Genomic DNA, 23,592 nt, shown 5'->3' with positions numbered 1-23,592 from the left:
GGGTGCGTTCCCGGGCAGATTCAGTTGCTGGCGGGCTTGGCGGCGTCCGGGGCGGGCACGTCGTGCTTGCTGTGTGCCTTGGCCATGGCCTCCTGCACGTCGCGTGGCACGTATTTCTCGTCGTGTTTGGCCAGCACCTCGGTGGCGAGGAAGCGGTCACCCTGCATCTGGCCGGTGGCGATCACCGACTGCTTTTCGCGGAAGAGATCGGGCAGGATGTTGTTGTATTCCACCAGCATGTCCGCATCGCCGTCGGTGACGAGGAAATTGACCTTCAGCGAATTGGGGTCGCGCTCAATCGAGCCGGCCTTGACCATGCCGCCCAGGCGGAACCGCGCCTGCGCCGGCACCTTGCCGGATTTCACTTCCACCGGCGTGTACAGATAGGTGAGGTTCTGGCTCATGGCCGTGACCACCAGTGCGGTGGCCACGCCGACCGCAAGCAGGACCAGGCCGACCATGATCAGGCGGCGTTGACGCGTCGGAGTCACTGGCTTTCGCCTCCGCGGGATTGTTGACGTTTGAGGCGGCCGCGCAGGTCGCGCAGTACGCGTTTGCGGCGCAACTGCGGTGCCAGCGCATCGGCGGCCAGCACCACGAAGAAGATGGCGTAGGCAGACCACACATAGCCGCCGTAACCACCCATGGCAAGAAATTCGCTCACGGTGTGCGCTCCTCGGCAAGGGCGACTTCGCGTGCCCAGTCCTTACCGGCTTCCAGTTCCAGCAGATCGACCCGCGCCCGCGACAGCAGGCTGGCGGCAAACGAGAACTTGGTCGCCACGGCCATCGTCAGCAGGGGCCACAGCATGCGTGGATCGATCAGCGACGGGCCGAACAGCTTCACCGTGGAACCCTGGTGCAGGGTATTCCACCAGTTCACGGAAAAGTGGACGATGGGAAGATTGACAACGCCGACCAGCGCGAGGAACGCCGCGGCGCGCGCCGCCTGGCGGCGGTCTTCGATCGCGTGATACAGGCCGATCACGCCCAGGTACAGGAAGAGCAGGACGAGCTCGGAGGTCAGGCGGGCGTCCCAGGTCCACCAGGTGCCCCACATCGGACGGCCCCAGATCGATCCGGTGGCCAGGCAGATCGCGGTGAACGCGGCGCCGATGGGGGCGGACGCCATCGCCAGGGTTTCCGACAGCTTGATGCGCCAGACCAGGGCGATAAATCCGTTCACTGCCATGAAGGCATAGACGAAAAGGCTCATCCAGGCCGTTGGCACGTGGATGAAGATGATGCGGAAGGCGTCGCCCTGCTGGTAATCCGACGGGGCCAGAACCAGCCCGCCGTACAGCCCGACTGCGCCGCTGATGAGCGCGATGCCCCACAGCCAGGGCAGGAACCGCCCGGCCAGACGGTAGAAGGTGGGTGGCGAACCCATTTTGTGGAACCAGAGCGCTAGGGGATTCATGCGTCCGTCGCGAAAGTGGCGGAAAAACCCCGGTAAGTGCCGGTACAGGCCTGCGGAGGCCATGTACCCGCTGCCATCCGGGCGGAGTCGTGCTTTTGCTGGCCGATGGACCTGCCGGGCGAGGCCGGGTTCCCGCCGCCTCAGCTCAGCGAAATCTTCAGTGCCGATGCGCAGGCCAGTGGCGCGACCACGACGCTGAGCGCCAGTCCGGCCCCGAGCCACAGCATCGGCGCGGCGATCGGCAGGCCATTGGCAGCGGCGTTGCACGCACCCGCGGCGAAAATCAACACCGGCACATACAACGGCAACACCAACAGAGCCAAGAGCATACCAGACCGCCGCATGCCGACCGTCAGCGCGACACACACGGCACCGATCAGGCTCAAGAGCGGCGTGGACAGTGCCAGTACTGCTATCAGCACCGGGCGCACCGGGCCGGGCAGGTTCATCAGCTCGCCCAGGAGGGGGCTGGCAAGGACCAGTGGCAAGGCTGTCGTCAGCCAATGCACCGCGATCTTGCAGGCCAGCAGCAGCGAGAGCGGGTGCGGCGACATCACCAGCTGCTCCAGCGAGCCGTCTTCCAGGTCACTGCGGAACAGGGCATCCATCGACAGCAGGCCGGCCAGGAGCACGGCGACCAGGATGGTGCCTGCGGCAATTCGCCCCAGCACCTGGGGCTCGGGGCCCAGTGCGAAGGGGAACAACACGAGCACCATCAGGGCGAAAAGTACCGGGTTGAGCGCATCGCCGCGGCGACGCCAGACCAGGGTGAGGTCGCGCACGATCAGCGCGCGGCAGGCCGCCTGGGTTGAACCGAAACTCATGCGGTCACCTTCAGCGGAAGGCGGCGCGGCGTGCCGGAGGTATAGGCATAGGCGCCGTGCGAGGTGATCAGGGCGGCGCCGCCGCGGTGGGCGTGCACCTCGAGCAGGCGGTTGACCAGGGCGATGCCGTCCCGGTCGAGATTGGCGTAGGGCTCGTCCAGCAGCCACAGGGCCGCCGGCACGAGCAGCAACCGCGCCAGTGCCACGCGCTTGCGCTGGCCCGCGGACAGCTGCCGGACGGGGACGTCCTCGTAGCCTTCCAGATTGACGCTCGCCAGCGCCTGGTGCGCGGAGATGCCGGCGCGCAGGCCGCCGATCCCCATCGCGAACCGCAGATTCTGCAAAGGCGACAATTCCAGTTTGAGCCCCAGCAGATGACCCAGCAGGGCGACCTGGTGCGACAGCCTGGCCAGGGTCAGCGGCGCGCCGTTGAGCAGCACCTCGCCCTCGGAGGGCGGCAGCAGGCCCGAAAGCACCTTGAGCAGGGTCGTCTTGCCGCTGCCGTTGTCGCCCTCCATCAACACCACCTCGCCCGCGTGCAGGGCGAAGTTCAACGGACCGAAGATCGGCTCGTCGTTGCGCAGGAAGGTCAGGCCGCGGGCCTCCAGCAGGGGCGCGGTGTCGGTCGTGTCGGCGGGACTCATGGGGCGCGCAATCCTACCCGGAGCGGGCCGGTTGCGCCATGCGTGATCGCCCTACGGACCGGTCGGATCCGTGTAGAGGCGCAGCTGGAGGGGCAGGTCCGCGTGACCTGTGACGACCGCGTTCTGGCCGTAGCGGCGGGCTAGCCCGTCGATATGTTCCAGTGTCAGGCCGGCGGCGACCAGTGACGGTTCCCGCCAGCCCATCGTCGCCAGGCGCCCGACGCCCGCGAGCACGCGGGCGCCGGCCTGGCGCAGGTCTGCCAGCAGCGCGTGCTGGTGCAGGCGGTTCTGCATCGCCGGTAGCGGCACCGACCCGGGGTTGTGCGCGGTGATGAAGGCAAAGCCGGCATCGCCCAGCCAGCGCCGAAAGGGTTCCGGCGGCGCCTGGTCGACTTTCAGTCGGCATCGCTGCCCGCCTGGCAGGCGCACGTCGTAGTCTGTGGCACGGTATGCCGCCAGCAGGACCGGATCGATCATCGCTCAGGCCGGCAGCGGCGCGAGCGCCTGTTCCACGGCCGCATCTGCCTGGGTCAGGTCGATCTCGTCCAGCGAGTGTCTGCCGGCGGTGAGTGTGCGCAGCAGCTGCGCCTGGATGTCGCCGCGGGCGTGCGCCACGGCATAGGGCAGGCGCGAGAAGGTCACCATCCAGTAGCGTGGGACGAAGCGTCCCGGATGCCGCGCGGCCAGCGCGCGTTCCAGCGCACGCATCAGCAGGTAGTCGGCATCGTCGACGCGGTCGCGCATCTCGATGTAGTTGTCCAGCGCCATCGCGGCGATGGCGTCGGCATTGGGCTTGCGACGCGCCTGGAATTGCGCGAACACCGCGGCGGGATCGGAGAAATCGGCGGAGATCAGGTCCGCCAGTTCCACGGCATCTTCGAAGCCGCAATTCATGCCCTGGCCGTGGAACGGCACGATCGCGTGCGCGGCATCGCCCAGCAGCACCGCACGGCCGTCCAGGTGCCAGCGGTCCAGGTAGAGCGTTCCGAGCATCCCGGTGGGATTGCTGGCGAAATCGTCCAGATAGCCTGGCATCAGCGGTACCGCGTCGGCGAATTCGCGCTCGAAAAACGCGCGTACCGCGTCGCGCGAGGTGAGCTGGTCGAAACCCGGATTGCCGGCGGTCGGCAGGAACAGCGTCACGGTGAAGCTGCCCTCGGCATTCGGCAGGGCAATGCACATGTAGCCGCCCCGCGGCCAGATGTGCAGGGCGTTGGGCTCGATCGCGAAGCGATCGCCGCGTGCCCGGGCCTGGCGCAGTGCTTCGGGCAGCGTAGCGGCGGGCAGGTCTGCCAGGGGTGGGATCTCCAGTTCCTTGTAGGCGTGTCCCAGCGGTTCGAAGCGTTCGCCCAGGTCGGTGCGTGCGGCCATGGCCTGGCGCAGCGCAGAGCCGGCGCCGTCCGCGCCGATCAGCGTGGTCCAGTCTGTCGACGTGTGCGACAGGCCGGCCTCGTCGCTGAACACGGCGCGGGAATTGTCCCAATCTACCGTTGTGAGTCGCTGGTCGAAGTGGATCTTTGCGCCAGCGGCCTCGGCGGCCGACAGCAGGGTCATGTTCAACTGGCCGCGGTTGACCGACCAGATCACCTCGCTGTCGTCGCGCCCGTAGCGTTGCAGATTAGTGTTGCCGTGGACGTCATGCACCATGCGGCCGCGCATCATCACCGCGATGGGGCGCATCGCCTCGGTCAGTCCGGCGACTCGCAGGCCGTGCCAGCCGCGCTCGGCCAGCGCCAGGTTGATCGACCGGCCGCCGACAAAACCGGCCTTGCGCGGATCGGGCCGCCGCTCGTGCACGGTGACCGCAAACCCGCGCTGGGCCAGCAGGGTGGCCAGCAGGGAGCCGACCAGCCCGGCCCCGACGATCGTGATCGCTTTTCTTGACATGCTCGGTCGTGTCCTTCGATGGGGGACGGCGGGAAATCCGAAGCTAGCCCGGCCCTTCCGTCATGCGATGTTTTACGATACGCAGCCTCGGCAGCGCACACCGATGGCCAAGACGCCGATCTTGGCCTGTCACGCCCCGCGCTGTCGACGTTCTTCGACTCAGGGAGTGCTTCCGTGCAGCCATACCTTCCGTTCCGGCGCGCAGCGCGGGCTCTCAGCCCCCTTGTGCTTTCGCTGGCGGCGGCCGTCGCCACGGCCGAGACCGTGCATTACCCCGCATCGCTGGCCGACATGCCAACTGCGCGCATTCCGTATCCGGCCGGTGCTGCAGGGACTGTCCTTCAAAGCACGCACAGCATCAGCCGGCCCCGGGCCGAGATGTGGCGCATGGAGGAGAAACTCTCCGAAACCTACAACCTGCCCATCGATCCCACGCCCGACAATCCGTTGGACCTGGGTAACGCCGGTGGATCGCGTATCGTCGGCTGGGCACTGACCGAGCCGGGCGGAGCGCAGCACTGGTTTGCCGATGTCTATCTGCAGGGCGGGGCACTGCCCGATCCTGAAACGCGCTTTGAGGTTCTGGTCGTCGTCGACAAGAACGGCGACAACCGCATCACCGGCGACGAGGTGCTCTGCCATGCACGCAACACCGGCATCACGGCCCACTGCCGGGTTGATCTGCGTGCCTTTCCCGCCAGGAACCTCAACATCCTGACCCGGCTGCACTCGCACACGCAAAGCACCTTCCCGCTGGTGATGACAGCCCGCACCGCGCGTTTTGCCAGCTCTGGCGGCGTGGTGCGTGCCATGGCCACCCTACCGGCGGACACACGGGTTGTGCTGCCCGACGCGATCACCGCCCATACCCCCTTTTCGGCCACCTTCCACCACTATTCCCGGCTCGGCCAGTACCCGGAAACGCGCTTCGGCGGCGTGCTGATCACCGACCAAAGCCAATCCTCCGCCACCGCACAGGTGGTGCCGATGAATTTCTCCATCGAGGAGGTCGCGCCGGTCGGTCGTCCGTTCGCGATGGCGGCGGGTCGCCTGCTGCCGCAGCTGCTGACGGCGCAAACGGCCGTCACGCTGCAGCCGGGGGAATCGCATCCGCAGCTCTATGTCGACAATTCCGACCAGGATTACCTCGTCGTCCAGGCCAGTACGCTTGAAGGTGTCGACGTCCATGTCTGGCGTGACCTGCTGCCGCAGAGCGCGGTTGATTCCACCCGGATCCAGGCGCCGACGGGCGATCACCTCGTCACCGTGCTGCGCAAAGGCATGAGCAGCAGCGACGGCGGGCCGAACTCCACGTCGATCTGCTCGGTCCATTGCGAGATCAGCCGTGGCGTGGGAGCGGGGCGCTATTTCATTACGCCGGTCAACACCAGTGATCGACCAGTGATGGTCCGCCTGGGGGTGTCCCTGCGTCGTACGCTCGGCGCCGATCCAGGCACCGGACTGGGCGTGCCGTCGGGCAACTACTACAACCCCCTGCGTTCGGGCGACGGTGTCTTCATCGACACGGTGGATGGAACACCCAACGGCGTGTTCTATACCTTCGACGAAGCGGGCCTGCCGACCTGGTACTCGCTTTCTGGTACATCCCCGCTACGCTTCGTGTGGCAGGGAACGATCTACGACCAGGCCAACGGTACGCGCGCCGTTGGTCGTTTCAGCATGGTGAAGGATGCGCTCAAGGACGAGCTTGTCTTCAGCTGGAGCATCGGCGACACGTCGGGCAGCAATCGACTGGTTCTCGCTGCGCGCAGTGGTTGTGCAGGCGTCAATGGCGTGCCGGCGCAGGTCTCCGGCCACTGGTACGCGCCTGACAGTCCCGGCTGGGGCATGAACGTGCAGGGTCTGGGCGACACCACGGTGCTCGGCGCGTATTTCTACGACGCGGCGCGCAAACCGCGCTGGGCGATCGGCACCTCCAATGACGCGGGCAGCACCAAGACGTTTGCGCTGCACCAAGTGACCGGTGCGTGCCCGACCTGTGCCTACGTCGCGCCGACAGTGACGCCGGTGGGGCAATGGGGGGTCGATTTCGCGTCTGCCACCGACGCCCGGTCACGCCCGTCGATCACCTTCGTGGCCCCGCTGTCGGGGCAATTCGCACAGCAGCAGGCGGTCGTTCGCGCGACCTCGCCAGTGGCTTGCCAGTAGCTTCCATTGCGCGCCTGTCGCTGTGACGGACAGCGGCGGGCGAGCCAGCGACGCGTCGCGGATATCAGGGGCCACCCGCGCCGACGTCACCACAAGGACGAATCAAGGAGTGCGGTGTGGCCCTGCCATTCGGGACAATTTGCGTGCGCTGGATGACGGCTACGCTTTTGCTGGCGGCTACTGGCTCTGTCGCGATGGCGCAGACGGCCTACTATCCCGCTGCGATGGGGCGGCTGCCCGAAGCGCTGGTGGCGATGCCGACCGGCACGACATCCGTTTCTCTCGTGGTGGACGCCAGCCTGGCGCATCCTCGCGCGACGGTGTGGCAGGCGGAACATCTGCTGACGCGTGCATCGACGCTCGCGCCCGACGCCACGCCGCACGATGAATTCGACGTGGAAGGCGGTGGTACATCGTTTACTCAGATGCCGCTGACCGATGCGGATGGTCGGCAGCTGTGGTTCGCCGACATCGTGGTGCTTGATGCTGCGGACGGTACGCCCGCATCGCCGGTCAGTCTGACGGTGGGTATCGATCGCAATCGCGATGGACATGCCTCCTGGGACGAGCTGCTGTGCCGGGCGGTGAATCGGCGCGGTGAGGCGCGGTGTCACGTCGACCTGCGTGGCCTGGTGGCGGAATCGCTGTGGATTCTGACGCGACGCGAAGATGGTGTGATCGACGACGTCTTCCTGCAGACGCGGATCACCGGTGCGCGTTTCTCGGTCAATGCCGGCAAGACGATTGCCTTGTCGCCCTTTCCGGACAGCCTTGAGGTGGCTTTGCCCGAAACCGTCACGACGGGCACGTCTTTCGCGGCGCAGATTCATCACAGGGCTCTGGCAACCGACCCGGCCGGTGTACCGCTGGGTGGCCTCCTGATTTCGGATTCCGCCGGCGCAGGCGCCATCGCCGTTCCTCTGCGTTTCAGCTTCACGGAGGTCGTGCAGTCTGGTCAGGCGTATTCGCTGACGCCGTATGAAACGCACTGGGGCAGGCCGTGGACGACGGTCCTGTTGCAGCCGGGCGAACGTCGCACGGGCCTGTACGTCGACAATCCCAACGGGTCGGAATTGCTGGTGAAGGCCGACCACCTGCTGGGCGTGGATGTGCATGTCGCCTACCAGCCGTTTGCGGAAAGCCGGGTGGACTCGACGCCGCAGCACTGGTCGGACACCATTCCCGAGATCGCCGTGCTGCGCCAGGGAACGCTGGTGACCACCGTCATGGGCGACAACGCGCTGATGATCTGTGCATTCTGTTCGCACAGCCGGCGGCTTCTGCCCGGTCGCTACTTCATCATGCCGGTCAACAAGACGAATCGCCCGATGACCGTGCGTATCAAGGTGGCGATCAGCCGCATGGCCGACGAGAATCCGCCACGGAACTTTCGCGCCGTGTCCGGCAACTACTTCAATCCGCAGCGCCAGGGCGACGGTGTGTTTGTCGATGCGGTTCACAATGATGCGATCGGCGTGTTCTATACATTTGGCGAAGATGGAAGGCCGGTCTGGTACTCCATGGCAGGTACTTCCCCGATCGGGTACGTCTGGACCGGTACCCTGTATGAACAGGATCGGGGAACGCGCGCCGCTGGCCGCTTCGTCATGGTGGCTGACCTGGCGATGCCGAACCATCTGATCTTCAGCTGGAACATCCGCGGAAAGGCAGGCAGCAATCGCCTGGTGCTCGCCGCGCGCAGTGCTTGCGCGCCGCTCGACAGCCTGGCGGCGCCGTTGTCTGGCCATTGGTATGCGCCCGGAAATCCGGGATGGGGAATGAACGTCCAGGGCGTGGGTGACGCGACCGTCCTGGGTGCCTACTTCTACGATGCGGAGGGCAGGCCGCGCTGGGCGATCGGCACGTCCGTGGATCCCGGCAGCGTCAAGTCGTTTGCGATGCAGCAGGTGCTCGGCGCGTGTCCTTCCTGCGTCTATTCCAGCCCGACAGTGACACCCATCGGCGAATGGACCGTCGACTTCGCTTCACCCGCGGAGGGGCTGTCGCGGCCCTCTGTCCAGTTCGTTGCGCCCTTGCGTGGCGGGTTCTCCCGCCCACAGGCGGTGGAACGTGCAACCAACATGCTGAGCTGTCGGTAAGGCAGTTCATGGCGCGGCAGTGGTACAGCGGATATGTCCGCAGAGAGCGAATAAGGTCGCGTGGCGTCGGGTATCCGCGCGAGGCACCGTCTATCTCAGCGACATCCGCTGAGATACCCCATGAGCCATCGCTGGATTCCCTATGGCACGTCCGTCGCCGCGTCCATCCTGCTGACCTTCGCCGACATGGGCAACGCCCACGCGGAAACGCGCTACTGGCCTGAATCGCTGGGCACGCTTGCCACTGTCCCACTGGCCGTGCCGGCGGGGAGTACCACGCTCACGACACGTGTCGCTCATGCCCTCGATCATCCCGTGGCGACCGCGTTCCGCATGAATCGCGCCGTGACGCGGTCCTACAGCTTGCCGGCCGACCCTACGCCCGGCAACGCCTTTGATATCGGTGCGGGGGGTGAAGGGTTCTTCCTGCACCCCTTGGCCGACAGTAGCGGCACGCGGACGGGCTATGCGGAGGTGTCCGTCGTGGCGCCGCGCGGAACCAGTGAGCAGGATCGTTTTGCCGTCATTGTCGGCCTGGATCTCGATCGCGACGGCCAGCCATCGGCTGACGAGTTGCGGTGCACAGCGCGAAATACGGCCGGCCAGGCACGCTGCCGCCTGGATGTGCGCGACCACGGCACTGATGGCCTGTGGGTGATCACGCAGGCACCGACGTCGCCGGTGGCGTCGACGCTGGAAACCACGCTGGACGTGGCGCGCTTTGATCTGTCGAATGGAAAGATCAGGGCTATCGATTCCATAGCGGGAAGCCTGGCCGTCGCCACGCCGGAAACGGTCGACGCCAATTCGCCGTTCGTCGCCACACTGATCCATGGTGCGCGTCCTCCGGTCGACACCTACGGCGAATTTGCCGGTCTGCTGTTCACCGCGGTAGACGCAACGGCCGCATCGGCAACCCTGGTACCGATTGCGCTGCAGCCCGTGCACGCTGCGTCCAGCACGCAGCCTGTCGCCATTTCGCCCTACAAATTCAGCCCCAACGAACCGGTGATGGTGACGCTGGCGCCCGGACAGGCACAGGAACGCCTGTATGTCGACAATCCCAGCCAGAACGAGATGAGCGTTTCCGTCGACACGCTCGATGGCGTCGAATTCCATTCGGCCTCTTCCGCCCGGTCGCGGCCCGCTGTCCATTTGGCAGCGCCGCTGCAGGGCCAAGTTGTCACGCCGGTCGACATTGGTCGTGGCACCCGGGACCTGCATTGCCTGTGATGCACGACCACACACCCTCTTCGTACCCACCGCCCAGCCCGATCGCAGCGCCGCTGCCGGAGAACGTATCGTGACCGCTCGTCGCTTCCTGCCGATACTGGCGCCATTGCCTGGCCTTCTCGCGCTTGGCCCGAGTGGCAGCGCAACGGCGGAAATCCACCACCACCCCGCAAGCCTGGCCAATCGTCCCACGGTGACCCTGGCCCTTCCTGCGGGCACGACCATGGCGCCCCTCGCCACGCCACAATCCTACGCGGATGCCCGGGCGCAGTTCTGGCAGGCGCGTTACCTCAGCGTAGAAGAGGCCACCGTCCCGGCAGACCCGACGCCGGCCAATCCATTCGACCTGGCGGCTGGCGGCGTGCACCACACAGTGCAGCCGCTCACCGATCCGAACGGCTCGCAGCTGTGGTTTGCCGTCGTGTCGTTGCAGCTGTTGGGCAGCGCCAACAGCGACACCCGGGCCCGGCTCCATGTCGGCATCGACCGCAACGGTGATGGCTTGCCATCTGCGGACGAAACGATCTGCAGCGCAGCGCGGTCGGTGCAGAATGCCACCTGCGTACTGGACCTTCGTGCCGATACCAGCCGGTCCATGTGGGTGGTGTCGCAACTGGAACGGCATACCGGGGAGCCGCTGAATCTGAATACCGTGCTCCATGGCGCGCGCTTCGCCACCGGCGGTGGCGAGCTTCATCCGACCGAAGCGTACTCGCCCGACATCACGGTCAAGGTGCCGGCGCCGCTGCAGGCAGGCCAGACGTTTGCGGCGGAGTTCCGCTACGCGCCGATGGTCAATGCCGTACCCGACATTCCGCTGGGTGGAATCATACTCACCGACGGACGTTATTCCGTCGCCTCGGCAACGGTCATTCCGCTGGCCTTCCGATTTGCGCCGATCACGCAGGCCGCACAGCCCTATGCGATCTCGCCGGGACACGCCATCCACTGGACCGATCCCATCCAGGTGATCCTGCATCCCGGGCAAGCGCACGACCGCCTGTATATCGACAATCCCCACTTCGATGTAATGGACATCGCTGCCGATACACTCGATGGCGTGGACGTGTACATTTCCCGGGTCGACCTGCCTCCCAGCCATGTCGACTCGACCCTGGTGCGAGCACCACCGCGCGACCAGAGCCTCGCGGTGCTGCGCGAGGGGATGTCCACGCCGACCACCGGCCCGAACTCCACGCACCTGTGTGCCTGGCAGCACTGCGCATCCCGCGTGCCAATGGGAAAAGGGCGATGGTTCATCACGCCGGTGAACCGTTCCGGCCGTCCGGTCACGCTGAGTCTGCAAACGGCCATGTACTTCGGTACTGATTTTCTGCCGCAGATCGGGCTGAAGGCAGCGCCCGGCAACTACTACAACCCGCAGCGCCCCGGTGAAGGATTGTTCATTGATACGGCGGCAGGAAGGGATATTGGTTATTTGTATACCTTTGACGATGAGGGTGCGCCGGTTTGGTATGTCCTGTCCGGAGATTCGCCGATGATCGGCCTGTGGTCAGGTCGCATACTCGCGCAACGCCTTGGCGTGCAGGTGGTCGGCCGGTTCTCCCTCATCAATCCTTCGCAGTCGCCGGATGTCGACACTCTGATCTTCAGCTGGAAAATTGAAGGAAAGGCCGGATCCAATCGGTTGGTGCTGGGCGCGCGCAGCGGTTGTGCGCGGATTGGCACTGCGAATCTGCCCATCTCCGGGCACTGGTTTGCGCCAACGGACATCGGCTCGGGCATGAACATCCTGGGCATGGGTGATACGACGGTACTGGGTGCCTTCTTTCAGGACTCGGGGCTTCGCCCACGCTGGACGATCGGCTCATCCACCGACCCTGGTGCCACCAAGTCTTTCACCATGTTGCAGTTGATCGGCGCGTGCCCGACCTGCCCCTACGTGCCACCGACCTCCGCAACGGCAGGGCAGTGGCGAATGACCTTCACCTCTGGAGCGCAGGCGCAGTCCCAGGCAGATATTCAGCTGGTCGCCCCACTGCGCGGCGGATATCGGTTGTCGAGAGACACGGCACGTGCGACCGATACCGTGAACTGCCTCTGATCCCTGCAGCGCATCCCCGGGCTGCCTTTGCAAGCGCCCGCGCTGCTGCGTACGATGCCCGTTTCGCGTGTGCAGCCGTGCTGGCGTCGGAATCGGGAGACTGTGGGTGGGCGTTCTTCGAGGGATACATCATTCGGCTGCCGTTGTGCTCGCTGCAAGTCTTGCAGTCGCACATTCGGCCGGCGCGGAATCCGCGTACTACCCGATCTACCTGGGCACCTTGGTCCAGGGATTCGTCGGCATGCCCTCGGGCATCACCACGGCCACGTTGCGCACCGAGCGGACGATCGAGCAAGTCATTGCACAGCCCTGGCGTGTGATGGCAGAGCAGGCCGAGAGCTATTCACTGCGTGAAGACCCGACGCCGGCAGATCTCTACGATCTGCCCCTGGCAGCCACTGGCTATTTCCTGCGCCCCCTGACAGCCGCCAGTGGCGAGCAGGCCTGGTTTGCCGAAGTTACTGCAGAATCCACCGTGGCCACGGCGCGCTGGAGCGTGACGGTCGGCGTCGATCGCAACGGTGATGGACTGCCCAGTGCCAATGAAGTGCTGTGCCGTGCGCGCAGTGCTGGATCGCGGGCGCGATGCCGTCTCGACCTGCGTGCCTTTCCGTCGCGGTCGGCCTGGGTGCTGACGCGCATGGAGAACACGCCCGGCTCGGACGCGGTTTCGGTACGTACGACGTTCGCCGGCGCCGACTTCACCCTGCGCAATGGCCAGGTCATTGCGGAAGATGACTACGGCGACTCCCTGATCGTCGAGGTGCCCGAGCGCATCAGCTCCGACATCCCCTTCACGGCAACGTTCCGCTATACGGCTCGACCGGACGAAATCGGCTCGCACACCGATTTCGCGGGCCTGCTTCTGACGGATCCGACGTTCTCGCCCACGTCGATGTTCATCGCGCCTGTGGAATTGACGTTTGCACCGGTCACGGCGGTCGACCAGCCGACTGCGCTCAAGCCCACGGCTGATCCCGGGGCGAACTCAATGACTCTCGCGCTGGCGCCCGGCCAGGCGCATGAAAAGCTCTACGTCGACAATCCGGGCTATTCCGCCGTGGCGATCGGCGTTGATTCGCTGGAAAACGTGGATGTGTACATTTCGCGCGTCGAGCTGCCCGTATCGGGCGTCGACTCCACGGCGGTGAAAGCTCCGCCGCGCGATCGTGTCGACGCTGTGATGCGCCGGGGAACCGGTCAGCCGGGCAGCTGGTCCTGGCGTTCCGCATGCGAAAGCTGCCAGTCCGCAGCAGCGCGGGGGCGGTGGTTCATTACGCCCGTCAATCTCAGCACGCGGCCGGTGACCTTGCGTGTGCGGGCGGTGCTGGCTGATGGGCTCAATGCGCCGCCGCGCGGCGGGCTTGGACTGGCCGAGGGCAACTACTTCAATCCGCAGCGGTCGGGCGATGGGCTCTTCCTCGACTATGTGAACGGCCGCCTTGCTGCGTTCTTTTACACCTTCGATGATGCGGGGCTTCCCACCTGGTATGCGTTGGCGGGTACCTCGGAGCTCAGCGACACGGCGGGCGGAGAGATCTACAGCACGCAGTACGGGACGCGTGCTGTCGGGCGCTTCGCGATGACGCGGGATCCGCTGCGCGACAACGAGATGGTCTTCAGCTGGTCGATCAACGAGAAGGCCGGCAGCAATCGGTACGTATTGGCAGCTGCGTCGGGTTGTTCGCCGCTAGGCCTGTCGGGCGCGCCGGTCAGCGGCCATTGGTTCTCACCGGTGGATGCAGGGTGGGGTATCAACGTCCTCGACCTGGGTGCCACCACGGTGCTGGGCGGCTACTTTTATGATGCCGACCACGTGCCGCGCTGGGTGATCGGCTCGTCCGACCACGCCGGCGGTACGAAGGGGTTTGACCTGCAGCAGGTCCGCGGTGCGTGCCCGACGTGCCGCTACGTGGCGCCGACGGCGGTGCGCGTCGGCACCTGGTCCATCGACTTTGCCGCCGCGCCGGATGCGACGTCGCGTCCGAACATTGTGCTCGCAGCCCCGTTGCAGGGGCAGTTCACCGCGACGCGCCCCCTCTGGCGCGCCACCGGACCGATGAGTTGCCCGTCAAACGTCCGGTAACCGCTATCGTGACACGGCGGATGGACGCGCCCTTGGTGACAGCGTTGTTGCTACGGGCGACATAGCGTGGCCCGGTGGGTATTTGGTCCGCCCTGAGGGGACGATCACCTTCGGGTGGTACCGCGTGGCGACGGATTTTTGACGGCTTCCCGCTACCTAATCCACAGCGACATTGCACTTTGCCGTGTAAATCTTTCAATCGGGTCGACGGCAAGCTTCTTGCTGACACCTCCGCCGGTCCCCGCCGGATGAGCGGGGCCGTACTCAGGGGGTCACATGACGATCGCGAAATCCCGGCGGTGCCTCACGGCCCGTCTCTCCGTGTCTGTTGGTTTGTTCCTGGGCTTTACCGTCGCTCACGCCGGCGAACTGATGTTCCATAACAGCTTTTCGGCCTGTTGGACGACGGCAATAACGAAGTCGAGCTTCCTCACACTCGTCCGTAACTCGATCGAAGGCACCCAGGGTTGCGTCAGCGCGCAATCGGGGACGTCGCCGTTTCCCTATACCGTCTGCGGCTCGCCCAACTGTCCGGGCGGCACCATTGGCTGTCCCGTGACACTTCATGCCGCGACGCCGACGGGTGACTTCGGCACCGGCGCCGTCAACGCCACCGGCACAGTTGACACCTTGACCGTGCCGATCACCTACAACATGGGGGCCGGGCCGCAGTCGTGCACGATGACCCTGACCAACATCGCGACCTCGTACGCGCTGCAGTACACCCTGACACCCGATGGCAATTACGGCGCGTACACGGCATCTCTTGCCACTCCCACTGTGTCCATCACCAGCTACACGCCGGGCGGCAACTGCCCGTCGCTTTTCCTCAGCCTGGCTGCTGGCGCCGCCAGCCAGACCCAGACCGCCGCTGCCAATGCGATCCATCCGCTCCTCATCGCGGGTACGGTGGACGAGTCGGTCTGTCCGTTGACGCCGTAGTCACCAACCCGTCCCGGGGACAAGCCCCGGGACGGGTTGGACTGGTAGTTTTGCCCGGAGTTCTAGAACCGGAGCGACCACGATGTCAAACGACCGACGTCGCCGGCGTACTTGTCCTTCACACGGAGGGCCCAGAAACCCATACCGCCTGACGCCGATGCATCGACCGTGAACAAGCGGCGCAAGTCCTCCGTATCGCCGCCTTCATTCCGCCAAAGACTGTATTGGCGGCCGTCGGGCGCAATCAGGTCGATTGCAAGGTCGCCTACATAGGTGTGCTGGATGTCGACCTGCACGTAGACCTTGTCGGGGGCCTTGCCCGCGAAGTTCGGCAGATACACCGTGCTTTCGGTGGTCCGCAGGTCTTCGATCGATTGCCAGTTGTTGTTTTCCACAAAGGGCGCAGCCAGGGTGAAGTTGGTCGAGAGCTGAGTGCCGCTGATGGCCGAGTTGGCGGGGACAAGAATGTAGTAGCTCCCGGCATAGGGAACTGCGACCGCGCAGCTCTCGGTGCTGCCAAGAGTTGCAGAAGCGCAGTCGTGCATTCGTTGTGTAGGCGGGGCGCCGTAGCGGACCAGGAGATCGGCGTCGCCAGTGCCACCTGTAGTGCGAATCGTCAGGTCTCTCGCGCCGGCTGGTACGTAAATCATTGCTAGGTAGTGTGAACCGGCAGCGACAGCGGGAATCGACACGCTACCGGGAAACAGATAAGCAGGGGTCACGTCGGCAACGGTGATATCGCGTTCGATCGTGCGGCTAGCGCTGCGGTTGTCAAAGGCGGTCAGCGTGACCCGATAGGTGCCGCTACGCGGATAGGTATGCGATGGATGCGTGGCGCCCGATTTCGTGCCGTCGCCGAAGTCCCAGAGACGCGTCATTACGACGCCGTCGGTATCGCTGGATTCATCCACGAAACTGACGCTGGTGCCAATCTGCTGCGTCCGAAAATTCACGGCGGGCGGCTGGTTTCCCGGGATGGTGATCCGGAACTGCGTGGACCGGGGCGTGCCGGCACGGCCGGAGCTGTCGATTCCCTGCACCGTGATTGAGTGAACACCCACTGCCAGGTCAAGTGTATTGATGGTGCCCCTCACGACTTCGCTCGGCGAATCGAATACGCCATCCGCTGGCACAAGGCTGATGGGCGCGCCGGTACTGTGCCACGGCGTTCCATCGACATAGGCCAATGCCGCCCTAATCGGCTGAAAGGGTTCTGCACCGAGCCTCTGATTGAAGTGGCTGTCATCAATCGTGGCGGTGATCGTCACAGGTGTGCCCAAAGGCACCACAGCCGGTGTCGCCTCGGTGAAGAGCGTGTTTGGTCCCGACGCCAACAGGTACGGAGCGGCGGCGGTTCGCGCCGCGTAGCGTAGCGTAGCCAGCGATTCTGGCCAGATCGTTCTTTCAAAGACAGCGCAATCCGGTGCCAGGATTTCATTCCACGTCAAACGCAGTGAAGGTGCACCGAGGTGGCCGTAGACGGTATCAAATAGATGACCTGTCTCCGACTCCACTGGCGATGTGACATAAAGCTGTTCCGGCGATCCGCTGGTATGCCAGGACACCCTGCGCGCCAGCGTTCGCAATGCGTTCCCATTGGGCGCTGGATCCGTCGAATTGCTCCACGGCCACGACGTTGTCGTTCTGTTGGAGCTGGTCATCTCGATAAACAGGCCTTTGTAGTCGGCCGGTGCTGCATTCGATCGGTTGTCGTTTCGCCGGTCGGAAAGCACTCCGTCCTGATATCCAAAAATATTGGGTACACCGACGACATAGCCGAACAACCGGTTTGTCTCTGGCTCGGAGGTCGGGCTGTGTCCCTTGAAGAGGTGGTCGCACACCTCGCTAAAACGGGGTGTGTCCCACGTGTAGGCAAAGTTGTGATCCACGCTGACACCAACGTTCAGTGATTGGCATTGGCCGTCTGAGACGAGGAAGTTGGTGTTCTTGGCTCTGGAAAAGCCCAGGTCGAGGTGTTTGCGGCCGTCCGGATTTCCCAGGGGAATCAGGTGAAAACGGAAATTGTCCAGCAGCCAGGTGGCGTCGGCGTCAGCACCGTAGCGGCCGACCAGCCACTCACCAAATCGCGTAATGGATTCGGGGGGGCTGGGAGCGTCGGGGCGCAGGCCACCCACAATGACGATATCCGGTTTACCCGGCGTCGTTGCGTCCGTCGCCGTGTTCGTCAGTTTCCACGCCCGCATGGCATACCCCAGGTAGGGGTTGCGCGACCGCTCGAAGCCCGGCCCCAGATTGATTCCGGTAATCAGAGTGGGGTTGTCGCGGGCGAGCCGATCCAGGCTGTCGTAGGTCTCGTCCACCGTTCGCAAACACGCCAGACCGGGGACTCCCTTGGCTTGAGCCGGCAGGGTTGGCAGCAATAGCAAACCGCAAAGCGCGAGACATCCAAAGGCATACCTGTTCACCGCGGTTCTCCTGTGTGCATCGGGAATACAATGAAATGCACAACGGGAAAACAGCAGGAATACCCTACGGCGCGGCTGGCGCCGGACGGCTCAGGCCGCTGCCGGCGACAAGTACTTCCGCACCAAGGTAGGCAAGAACATTACCGGTGCCGTCAATCTCTATCGCCACAACCGTACCCAATGGGTGAAGGAAGCCCGGTTCGTGACCGACGGCGTTGAGGCGGATCACTTCGGCGGATCGATCGCGATATCCGGCGATCGCCTGTTTGTCGGCGCACCGCGCGACGGAGTGGACGGAAGCGGTTTTGTCTTCCAGCGCAACGGTGAGACGTGGTCGCCGACGGCCACGCTCAAGCCCGACGCGATCGTCCGGCGCCGCTACCTGATGTTCACGGCTCAAATCCGTCGCTGAATATCCCATCCTGCTGCGGCGGCAGCTGGCTGATCCAGTCGCGAATCAACGCCTGGTTGGCCAGACTCATCGCGTCGGTGGGACGCATGCGTGTGCCCGACTGCGGGTTTGCGCAGTTGATCTTCTCCATCAGGTAGCTGCGCAGTGGTTGTCCGCTACTGACGCGCGGAACGCCCGGCGCGCCGCTGCTTCCCACGCCCACCAGTGCTGCCTGGCTGCCGGCACCGGTCAGATCCAGGCCTCCGCTGTTGGTAGCTGCCGGTGCGTGACATCCGATACAGGCGGCGTTCCAGATCGGCTGGATGGCCGTCGCGTAGTTCACGGCCGGCGTCGCCGGGATGGCGCTGAGTTCGTCGCACGCCTGCCCACCGGACCACAGGCCGGGTGTCAGGTCCAGCATTTCCAGCGTGCCAGCGGAGATGGTGCGCGTCGCCGTGATGCGGGCGTGCGTGGCGTAGCCGGTGTCCGCCACGACGTCCACCGTAAACGGGGTTCCGGCGTCTGCCGCACGCAGGGGCAGGTGATACCAGCCCAGGCCGTCGCTCGTCACACGGTGGTTCACACCGCTGGCAGGGTGGCCGTGGCCTGGAAGAAAGTCTCGGCCACCGGCGACGGCGTACGCTGATGCGCCGCGCCGCACACCGACATCCACCGCAAGCGGTGTGCCGCGTGTATCCCGTACACGCCCGGCGACCTGTGTGTCCGACAAATGGAAATGTGCGCTAATGGGGTGGGGGCCGGCACCGGCCGGGATCGGATAGCCGCGTCGCGCCGGTTGTACGCCGTCGCCCGTTGGTTCGCCTGCACTGAGCACCAACGCGTCGCCGGGAAGCGAAACGTTTGCCGTGACATTGATCGCCCCGCCTGCCGGTATGGCGATGATGTTGCCATCGGGGCCGGCGCCGCCGCTTACTGCCAGCGGCGTGACACCATTGGCGAGATAGACTCGCAGCTCCGTCGGCGCGGCGAGGCCAGGCGCAGCCAGCGAGCGGCCATCGCGCACGGTGCCCGTAATCTGCAGTTGCACCGCTCGTGTCGCGCGCACTGCACGCGTCGTGCTCGATTGCTGGCCGACCGCATTGGTCACGGTGAGCGTCGCGGTGTAATCACCGGCTTGCGTGTAGGTGTGCGACGGATTGGTTGCCGTTGACTGCGCACCGTCACCGAAGGTCCATTGCCGGCTGCTGATGCTGCTGCCGGGCGCGGTCGATTGATCGGTGAACTGCACTGCCAGCGGCGCTTGGCCGGAGGGCGGGCTGGGCGTGGTCGCGAACGCCGCCACCGGCGGTGGGCTTCCCACATACCGGATGCGATGCAGGTCGCCGGCATCGTTGCCACCGCCCGTCCACGTGCCATAGAGGTGGCCATCGGGACCGAACTCCAGGTCGATAGTCATGGCGGTGCCGCTTTTGAAATTGGCGCCGCCGTCCAGCGCTGTCGCCGTATCAAGATTGGCGCCACTCAACTGGTAGCGTCGTATGTTGCGCTGCCACTGTGCCCAATAGATCACGTTGGTGCCGAAGGGGCCGCTCGGGCTGATGGCCACGCCGACCACGGCGGGATTGAGCGTCGTGAGCACGCGATGGTTGGCATCCGGAGGATTGAGAAAACCACCGCTGTCGCCACCGGGCCCCCACGCACCGTTCGATCCGCGGCGCACGAAGGACAGGCGATCCGTCGCATCCCCATTCTCCGACGAGTACATCACATTGGCAGGCCCGCCCGTCGGATGAAACGTGAAGCGGAAGGGGTTCCGAAATCCGATGGCCCAGATGCGCGAGCGAACCGACAGCGGGTCGCCGTCGTAGTAGGGGTTGTCGGCAAGGCCGCGGCCGGTCGCAGCATCGACGCGCAACATCTTGCCGTTGTAGAAGGTGAGATCCTGCGAGCGTTCGCGTCGCCCATCATCGCCAAGGCTGATGTAGATGGAGGTGGGATCGCCCGGCCTGAACTGGATATCACCCGCCTTGTGCGCGTTCGACTCGCGCGGAAGACCCGAAAGCAGGACGATTTCCGAGCCCGGTACGACCGCGGTGTAGGTCGCATTTACTGTCGCGCGCGTGAGTCGCTGGTCGGTCGGTGTCGAATAGAAAAAGTAAACATAACGGGTGTTGGCGTAGTCCGGATCCAGCGCAAGCCCCAGTAAGCCGCACTCCGCAGATGCGTCGACGGATGACAGCAGATCGGCAAATGTTGTTGCCGGCGTGACAAAACCACCGCTGCCGTTAGGCGCCAGGAGGACGACGCGCCCGCGCTTCTCGGCAACCAGCAGACGGCCGGCATGATCGAACACGATGCTGGTGAAGCCGTACTGCGATCCGTAGACGAAGTCCGTCACGAAGGCGGACGGCGGCGCTTGCGCGCCGGCGGTCTGGACACACAGCCCAAATACCCACGCCATAATCCATCGATACGCGCTCATCTTGCTGTCCAGTGGTCCATCGGCGGCGCGACACTACCACTGCCGTAACGACGCGCAGCTCAGGAGATGGATTCGAGCGCCCCAGCGGAGCATTCGGATGGATCGACGGCGAACGTCATGAATGACGCGCGTCAGCTTCGCTGGCAGAGCAGCGAAATAGTGCTTCCCGGATGCCGGATATCGGCGACGAACGGTGCTAATCCTGGCCGTTCTTGCGTGACGGAATGGCCAGTCGGTCGATCGCAGGGTAGGTGCGGCTGCCGGGTATTGAACGATCACTCAAAATAATTGATCCAGGCACGCCGAGTCCGGGCAATTCCCGATTCCTGCGAACGATTCCTGGACAACCATGAATCGGAAAATTCCGAGCGCTGAGCGGGTCCTTTGCTGACTGGCACGTCCAAGGTATCCACCTCAAGACGACAAGCGAACGATTCCTCCAACGATTCCTGGACAACCATGAATCAGAAAATTCCGAGCGCTGAGCGGGTCCTTTGCTGACTGGTACGTCCAAGGTATCCACCTCAAGACGACAAGCAGAGCGAGTTCGGGGGAAAGTCGGGTTGACTTGAGCTTGGACGGGCCAGTGTGAAAGACGGGCGCGTTGTTGGAATTGGTCACTTTTCCCGGCGCCGTTGAAGTCGCCCACAGGCACTTCAGACCGGCTTGCTGGCGATGGCGTGGATTCGATAGGGATGCGAATGGCGAAGCTACTACGGATGTGTACGCCACCGTTGATGCCGCTGATATGTGGCTGTGTATTGTTGAATTTCGTTGCTGGAGCGGGATGCGCACGTTCAACGTCAGCGCACGCATCCCTGGTCCTGGTACGTGGCGGGTCCGGGCGCCGCGCCGCTATTTGGCAGAAGACGGCACGATCGGATCGCGAGCAGGGCGGGGAACAGGCGACGCGGGTGCCGCATCGCCAAGCGCCGCCACTAGAGGTAGTCCGGTACCTTCAAATCTGCCACGACCGTCGTGTTCCACGGGCCCCATGCGGTGCCATGGTATACACGGAAGTATACAAGGCGGCCGTCGTTGGAGAGCATGTCCTGGCGCACCAGCCCGGATGGGGTGACACCCATGCTGAAGCTGCGGACTGCGGTCAATCCGGGAATGCCTTGCGCGCTGACCAGAACGCTGTGCCAAGGTCCCCAGACATTGTTTGTAGTGATGCGAAAGTAGATCGTGCGACCGTCGTTGGATACGACGGTCTGGCGGTGGCGCGCCCCGAGCGCGGCGTCTGGTCCTTCGTGGTCGAAGCTGCGGATGGTGTGGACGCCACTGATACCCAGGCCGGAAACGGTTGTTGCTTTCCATGTGCTCCAGCTGTACGTGCTGGCCGTGTATTTGCGGGAGAACAGGGCTGTACCGGTGCTGTCCAACGCCCACTCTGTCGGAATGCCGGCCGGGTCCGGACCGTGGCTGAAGGAGCGGATGGACGGAAGACCCAGGAGGTCGGTCACGCGATCCGATGTCCACTCGCCCCAGCGGGTGTCGATCTGCCACTTCTGATTCAGCACGGTGCCGTTGTTGCTCAGGGCAGACAATCTTGCCTTGTTGCCGGTGGAGATATCGGCGCTGGTGATATCGAATGCACGAAGATCAATGGCGGTGCCTGTCGGAATACCAAGGATGTCACACGAAACTGTCGGCTCCGTGCCGGGCGGAATGACGCCCGTGGGCGGCCATTGGCGTGGGACGTCGGTTGGATACATGGAATAGATGCGCGCCAGCGAGGCTTTGACTTCGTCGATCGTGCCTGCGGTGAAATAGGTAGTTACTTCGAGTGGGTTGGGGCCGCCCGAGCCCCAGCCGCGGGTGACGCTCAACTTCGCGGAGTTCGACCAGCCATGTTCCGAGAAATCGAACATGTGCACGCGGTAGGCAAAATCGCCGCCTTCGGCTTCAAATGGTGACCACATGCCATAGGCGTGCTTCCCATCACACGTCGAGAGAATTGCCGGGACATTGCTCTCGGAGGCCGGGCCGCCCGGATCGTGCTCGGAATCGAACGCCGGGTACACGCGCGATTCCCTGGTGACAGGATCGAACCGCGTGAGTTTCCAGAAATTCTGGTTCAGATACGTCGTCGGCATCTCGGCGTAGTACCGTTCAAAAATTTCCTCCTGCATCGTGTAGCGGCCCACGTGGCGGCCCAGGCGATCATCACCTTCCACGCCAATCTCAACCGTCTTTTCCATCAGATCCTGCGACACGCGGGAAGGCGGTACATCGACTGGGCAAGGGGGTGGGGGATTGGCCGGCGGATCTGGTGTCAAGTCCGGGTCGAAATACCAGTACGCGGGATGCACGGCGGAGCGAAAGGTACTTCCGTCCAGTTGGGCGAAGAGCAGTGTTGACTGGGTTCCGATGTCCTTTGGCAAGTCAGAGCCGGCCTCGGTGGGGTTGACGCACTCCCCATTGCCGCCCAGGAAAACGGCCATCTGCATCAGGCGGCCGCGGCCGTCCTGATCGATATACTGCGTATTTCGTACCCATAATGCGGTGATGGCGGCGCCGTGATTTCCCTCGGTGCGCAGCGTCATGAACGCGTTGCCGAACACTGCGTCGCCTGGAACGGCAGAGGTTGCGACGTTCTTTTCAGCGCCGAAGCGCCACAGTGTGCTCTCCCGCTCGGGTGCACGACTGGTCTGGCCCTCGGTGCCCGCCGCACCCGCGGTAATTGAACTGGCCAGCGCCAGTGTCGCGGCGAGACATCGGGCCAACATGCTCTTCTTCATGGATCAGACTCCCAAGGACCTTCACGCAAGGCAAAGGGGAGTACGAGAATTCCCTCGTGAATTTTCGCGGGGAAAATCCGGGACGGCAGCGAACGGGCGACCACTGCGCCTCCGAGGTGCTCGGCGACGAGGTACTACGGTCCGGATCTGTGTGGACAGGTCACATGCGCACGCGAATCGTCGTTGTGGCGCAAAGCGCGCCAGCGGCCGCAAGAACTAT

17 protein-coding genes are annotated in these 23,592 nt (G+C 64.5%); 7 read left to right on the top strand and 10 right to left on the bottom strand.

Features of this window, described 5'->3' with window-relative positions; all coding sequences use genetic code 11:
• Nucleotides 1-20: 20 nt before the first annotated feature.
• From ccmE to N4264_RS20080, 7 genes are all read right to left on the bottom strand, one after another.
• On the bottom strand, nt 21-491 hold the full coding sequence (gene ccmE, locus N4264_RS20110; RefSeq protein WP_261694014.1) for a cytochrome c maturation protein CcmE: 471 nt from the start codon (nt 489-491) through the stop codon (nt 21-23).
• Complete coding sequence (ccmD, locus tag N4264_RS20105) at nt 488-664, bottom strand: heme exporter protein CcmD (RefSeq protein ID WP_261694013.1); 177 nt, start codon at nt 662-664, stop codon at nt 488-490. Before ccmD ends, ccmE begins: the two co-directional genes overlap by 4 nt.
• A complete protein-coding gene (locus N4264_RS20100) occupies nt 661-1,419 on the bottom strand; it encodes a heme ABC transporter permease (RefSeq protein WP_261694012.1) in 759 nt (252 codons plus the stop codon). The genes ccmD and N4264_RS20100 overlap by 4 nt, the downstream gene beginning before the upstream one ends.
• 140 nt (nt 1,420-1,559) lie before the next feature.
• Nucleotides 1,560-2,243: a heme exporter protein CcmB gene (gene ccmB / locus N4264_RS20095; protein WP_261694011.1), complete on the bottom strand. Its 684-nt coding sequence runs from the start codon at nt 2,241-2,243 to the stop codon at nt 1,560-1,562.
• Nucleotides 2,240-2,887: a heme ABC exporter ATP-binding protein CcmA gene (gene ccmA / locus N4264_RS20090; protein ID WP_261694010.1), complete on the bottom strand. Its 648-nt coding sequence runs from the start codon at nt 2,885-2,887 to the stop codon at nt 2,240-2,242. Before ccmA ends, ccmB begins: the two co-directional genes overlap by 4 nt.
• Before the next feature lie 51 nt (nt 2,888-2,938).
• Nucleotides 2,939-3,364: a DUF3293 domain-containing protein gene (locus N4264_RS20085; protein ID WP_261694009.1), complete on the bottom strand. Its 426-nt coding sequence runs from the start codon at nt 3,362-3,364 to the stop codon at nt 2,939-2,941.
• 3 nt (nt 3,365-3,367) lie between these two features.
• A complete protein-coding gene (locus tag N4264_RS20080; RefSeq protein ID WP_261694008.1) occupies nt 3,368-4,774 on the bottom strand; it encodes an FAD-dependent oxidoreductase in 1,407 nt (468 codons plus the stop codon).
• A 174-nt stretch (nt 4,775-4,948) separates the two neighbouring features.
• Here N4264_RS20080 and N4264_RS20075 point away from each other — a divergent pair, with 174 nt between their 5' ends.
• The 6 genes from N4264_RS20075 (at nt 4,949) to N4264_RS20050 (ending at nt 15,368) form a co-directional block, all read left to right on the top strand.
• Nucleotides 4,949-6,943 (top strand): hypothetical protein, encoded by a 1,995-nt coding sequence (locus N4264_RS20075; RefSeq protein ID WP_261694007.1) that lies wholly within the window; start codon nt 4,949-4,951, stop codon nt 6,941-6,943.
• 152 nt (nt 6,944-7,095) lie between these two features.
• Nucleotides 7,096-9,042: a hypothetical protein gene (locus tag N4264_RS20070; protein WP_261694006.1), complete on the top strand. Its 1,947-nt coding sequence runs from the start codon at nt 7,096-7,098 to the stop codon at nt 9,040-9,042.
• A gap of 120 nt (nt 9,043-9,162) precedes the next feature.
• Nucleotides 9,163-10,275: a hypothetical protein gene (locus N4264_RS20065; protein WP_261694005.1), complete on the top strand. Its 1,113-nt coding sequence runs from the start codon at nt 9,163-9,165 to the stop codon at nt 10,273-10,275.
• A 70-nt stretch (nt 10,276-10,345) separates the two neighbouring features.
• Nucleotides 10,346-12,340: a hypothetical protein gene (locus tag N4264_RS20060; protein ID WP_261694004.1), complete on the top strand. Its 1,995-nt coding sequence runs from the start codon at nt 10,346-10,348 to the stop codon at nt 12,338-12,340.
• Nucleotides 12,341-12,485: 145 nt separating this feature from the next.
• Nucleotides 12,486-14,426: a hypothetical protein gene (locus N4264_RS20055; RefSeq protein WP_261694003.1), complete on the top strand. Its 1,941-nt coding sequence runs from the start codon at nt 12,486-12,488 to the stop codon at nt 14,424-14,426.
• 321 nt (nt 14,427-14,747) lie between these two features.
• Entirely contained in the window at nt 14,748-15,368 is a 621-nt protein-coding gene (locus N4264_RS20050) for a hypothetical protein (RefSeq protein ID WP_261694002.1), read from the top strand.
• A 62-nt stretch (nt 15,369-15,430) separates the two neighbouring features.
• On the opposite strand, the gene N4264_RS20045 is transcribed toward N4264_RS20050, so the two are convergent.
• A complete protein-coding gene (locus N4264_RS20045; protein ID WP_261694001.1) occupies nt 15,431-17,794 on the bottom strand; it encodes a M14 family zinc carboxypeptidase in 2,364 nt (787 codons plus the stop codon).
• A gap of 184 nt (nt 17,795-17,978) precedes the next feature.
• Between N4264_RS20045 and N4264_RS20040 the strand changes: the two genes are divergently transcribed.
• Nucleotides 17,979-18,206, top strand: coding sequence for an FG-GAP repeat protein (locus N4264_RS20040; RefSeq protein WP_261694000.1), 228 nt, complete (start codon nt 17,979-17,981; stop codon nt 18,204-18,206).
• Here the strand turns inward: N4264_RS20040 and N4264_RS20035 are convergent.
• Nucleotides 18,184-20,628, bottom strand: coding sequence for a PQQ-dependent sugar dehydrogenase (locus tag N4264_RS20035; RefSeq protein ID WP_261693999.1), 2,445 nt, complete (start codon nt 20,626-20,628; stop codon nt 18,184-18,186). The genes N4264_RS20040 and N4264_RS20035 overlap by 23 nt on opposite strands.
• Nucleotides 20,629-21,566: 938 nt before the next feature.
• Nucleotides 21,567-23,372, bottom strand: coding sequence for a hypothetical protein (locus N4264_RS20030; RefSeq protein ID WP_261693998.1), 1,806 nt, complete (start codon nt 23,370-23,372; stop codon nt 21,567-21,569).
• Nucleotides 23,373-23,592: the final 220 nt, after the last annotated feature.

Origin of the sequence: Tahibacter amnicola, assembly GCF_025398735.1 — a bacterium.
Taxonomy (GTDB): domain Bacteria; phylum Pseudomonadota; class Gammaproteobacteria; order Xanthomonadales; family Rhodanobacteraceae; genus Tahibacter; species Tahibacter amnicola.
Note: the sequence above shows the minus strand (reverse complement) of the source record. Positions and strands in the feature narration are given on the sequence as shown.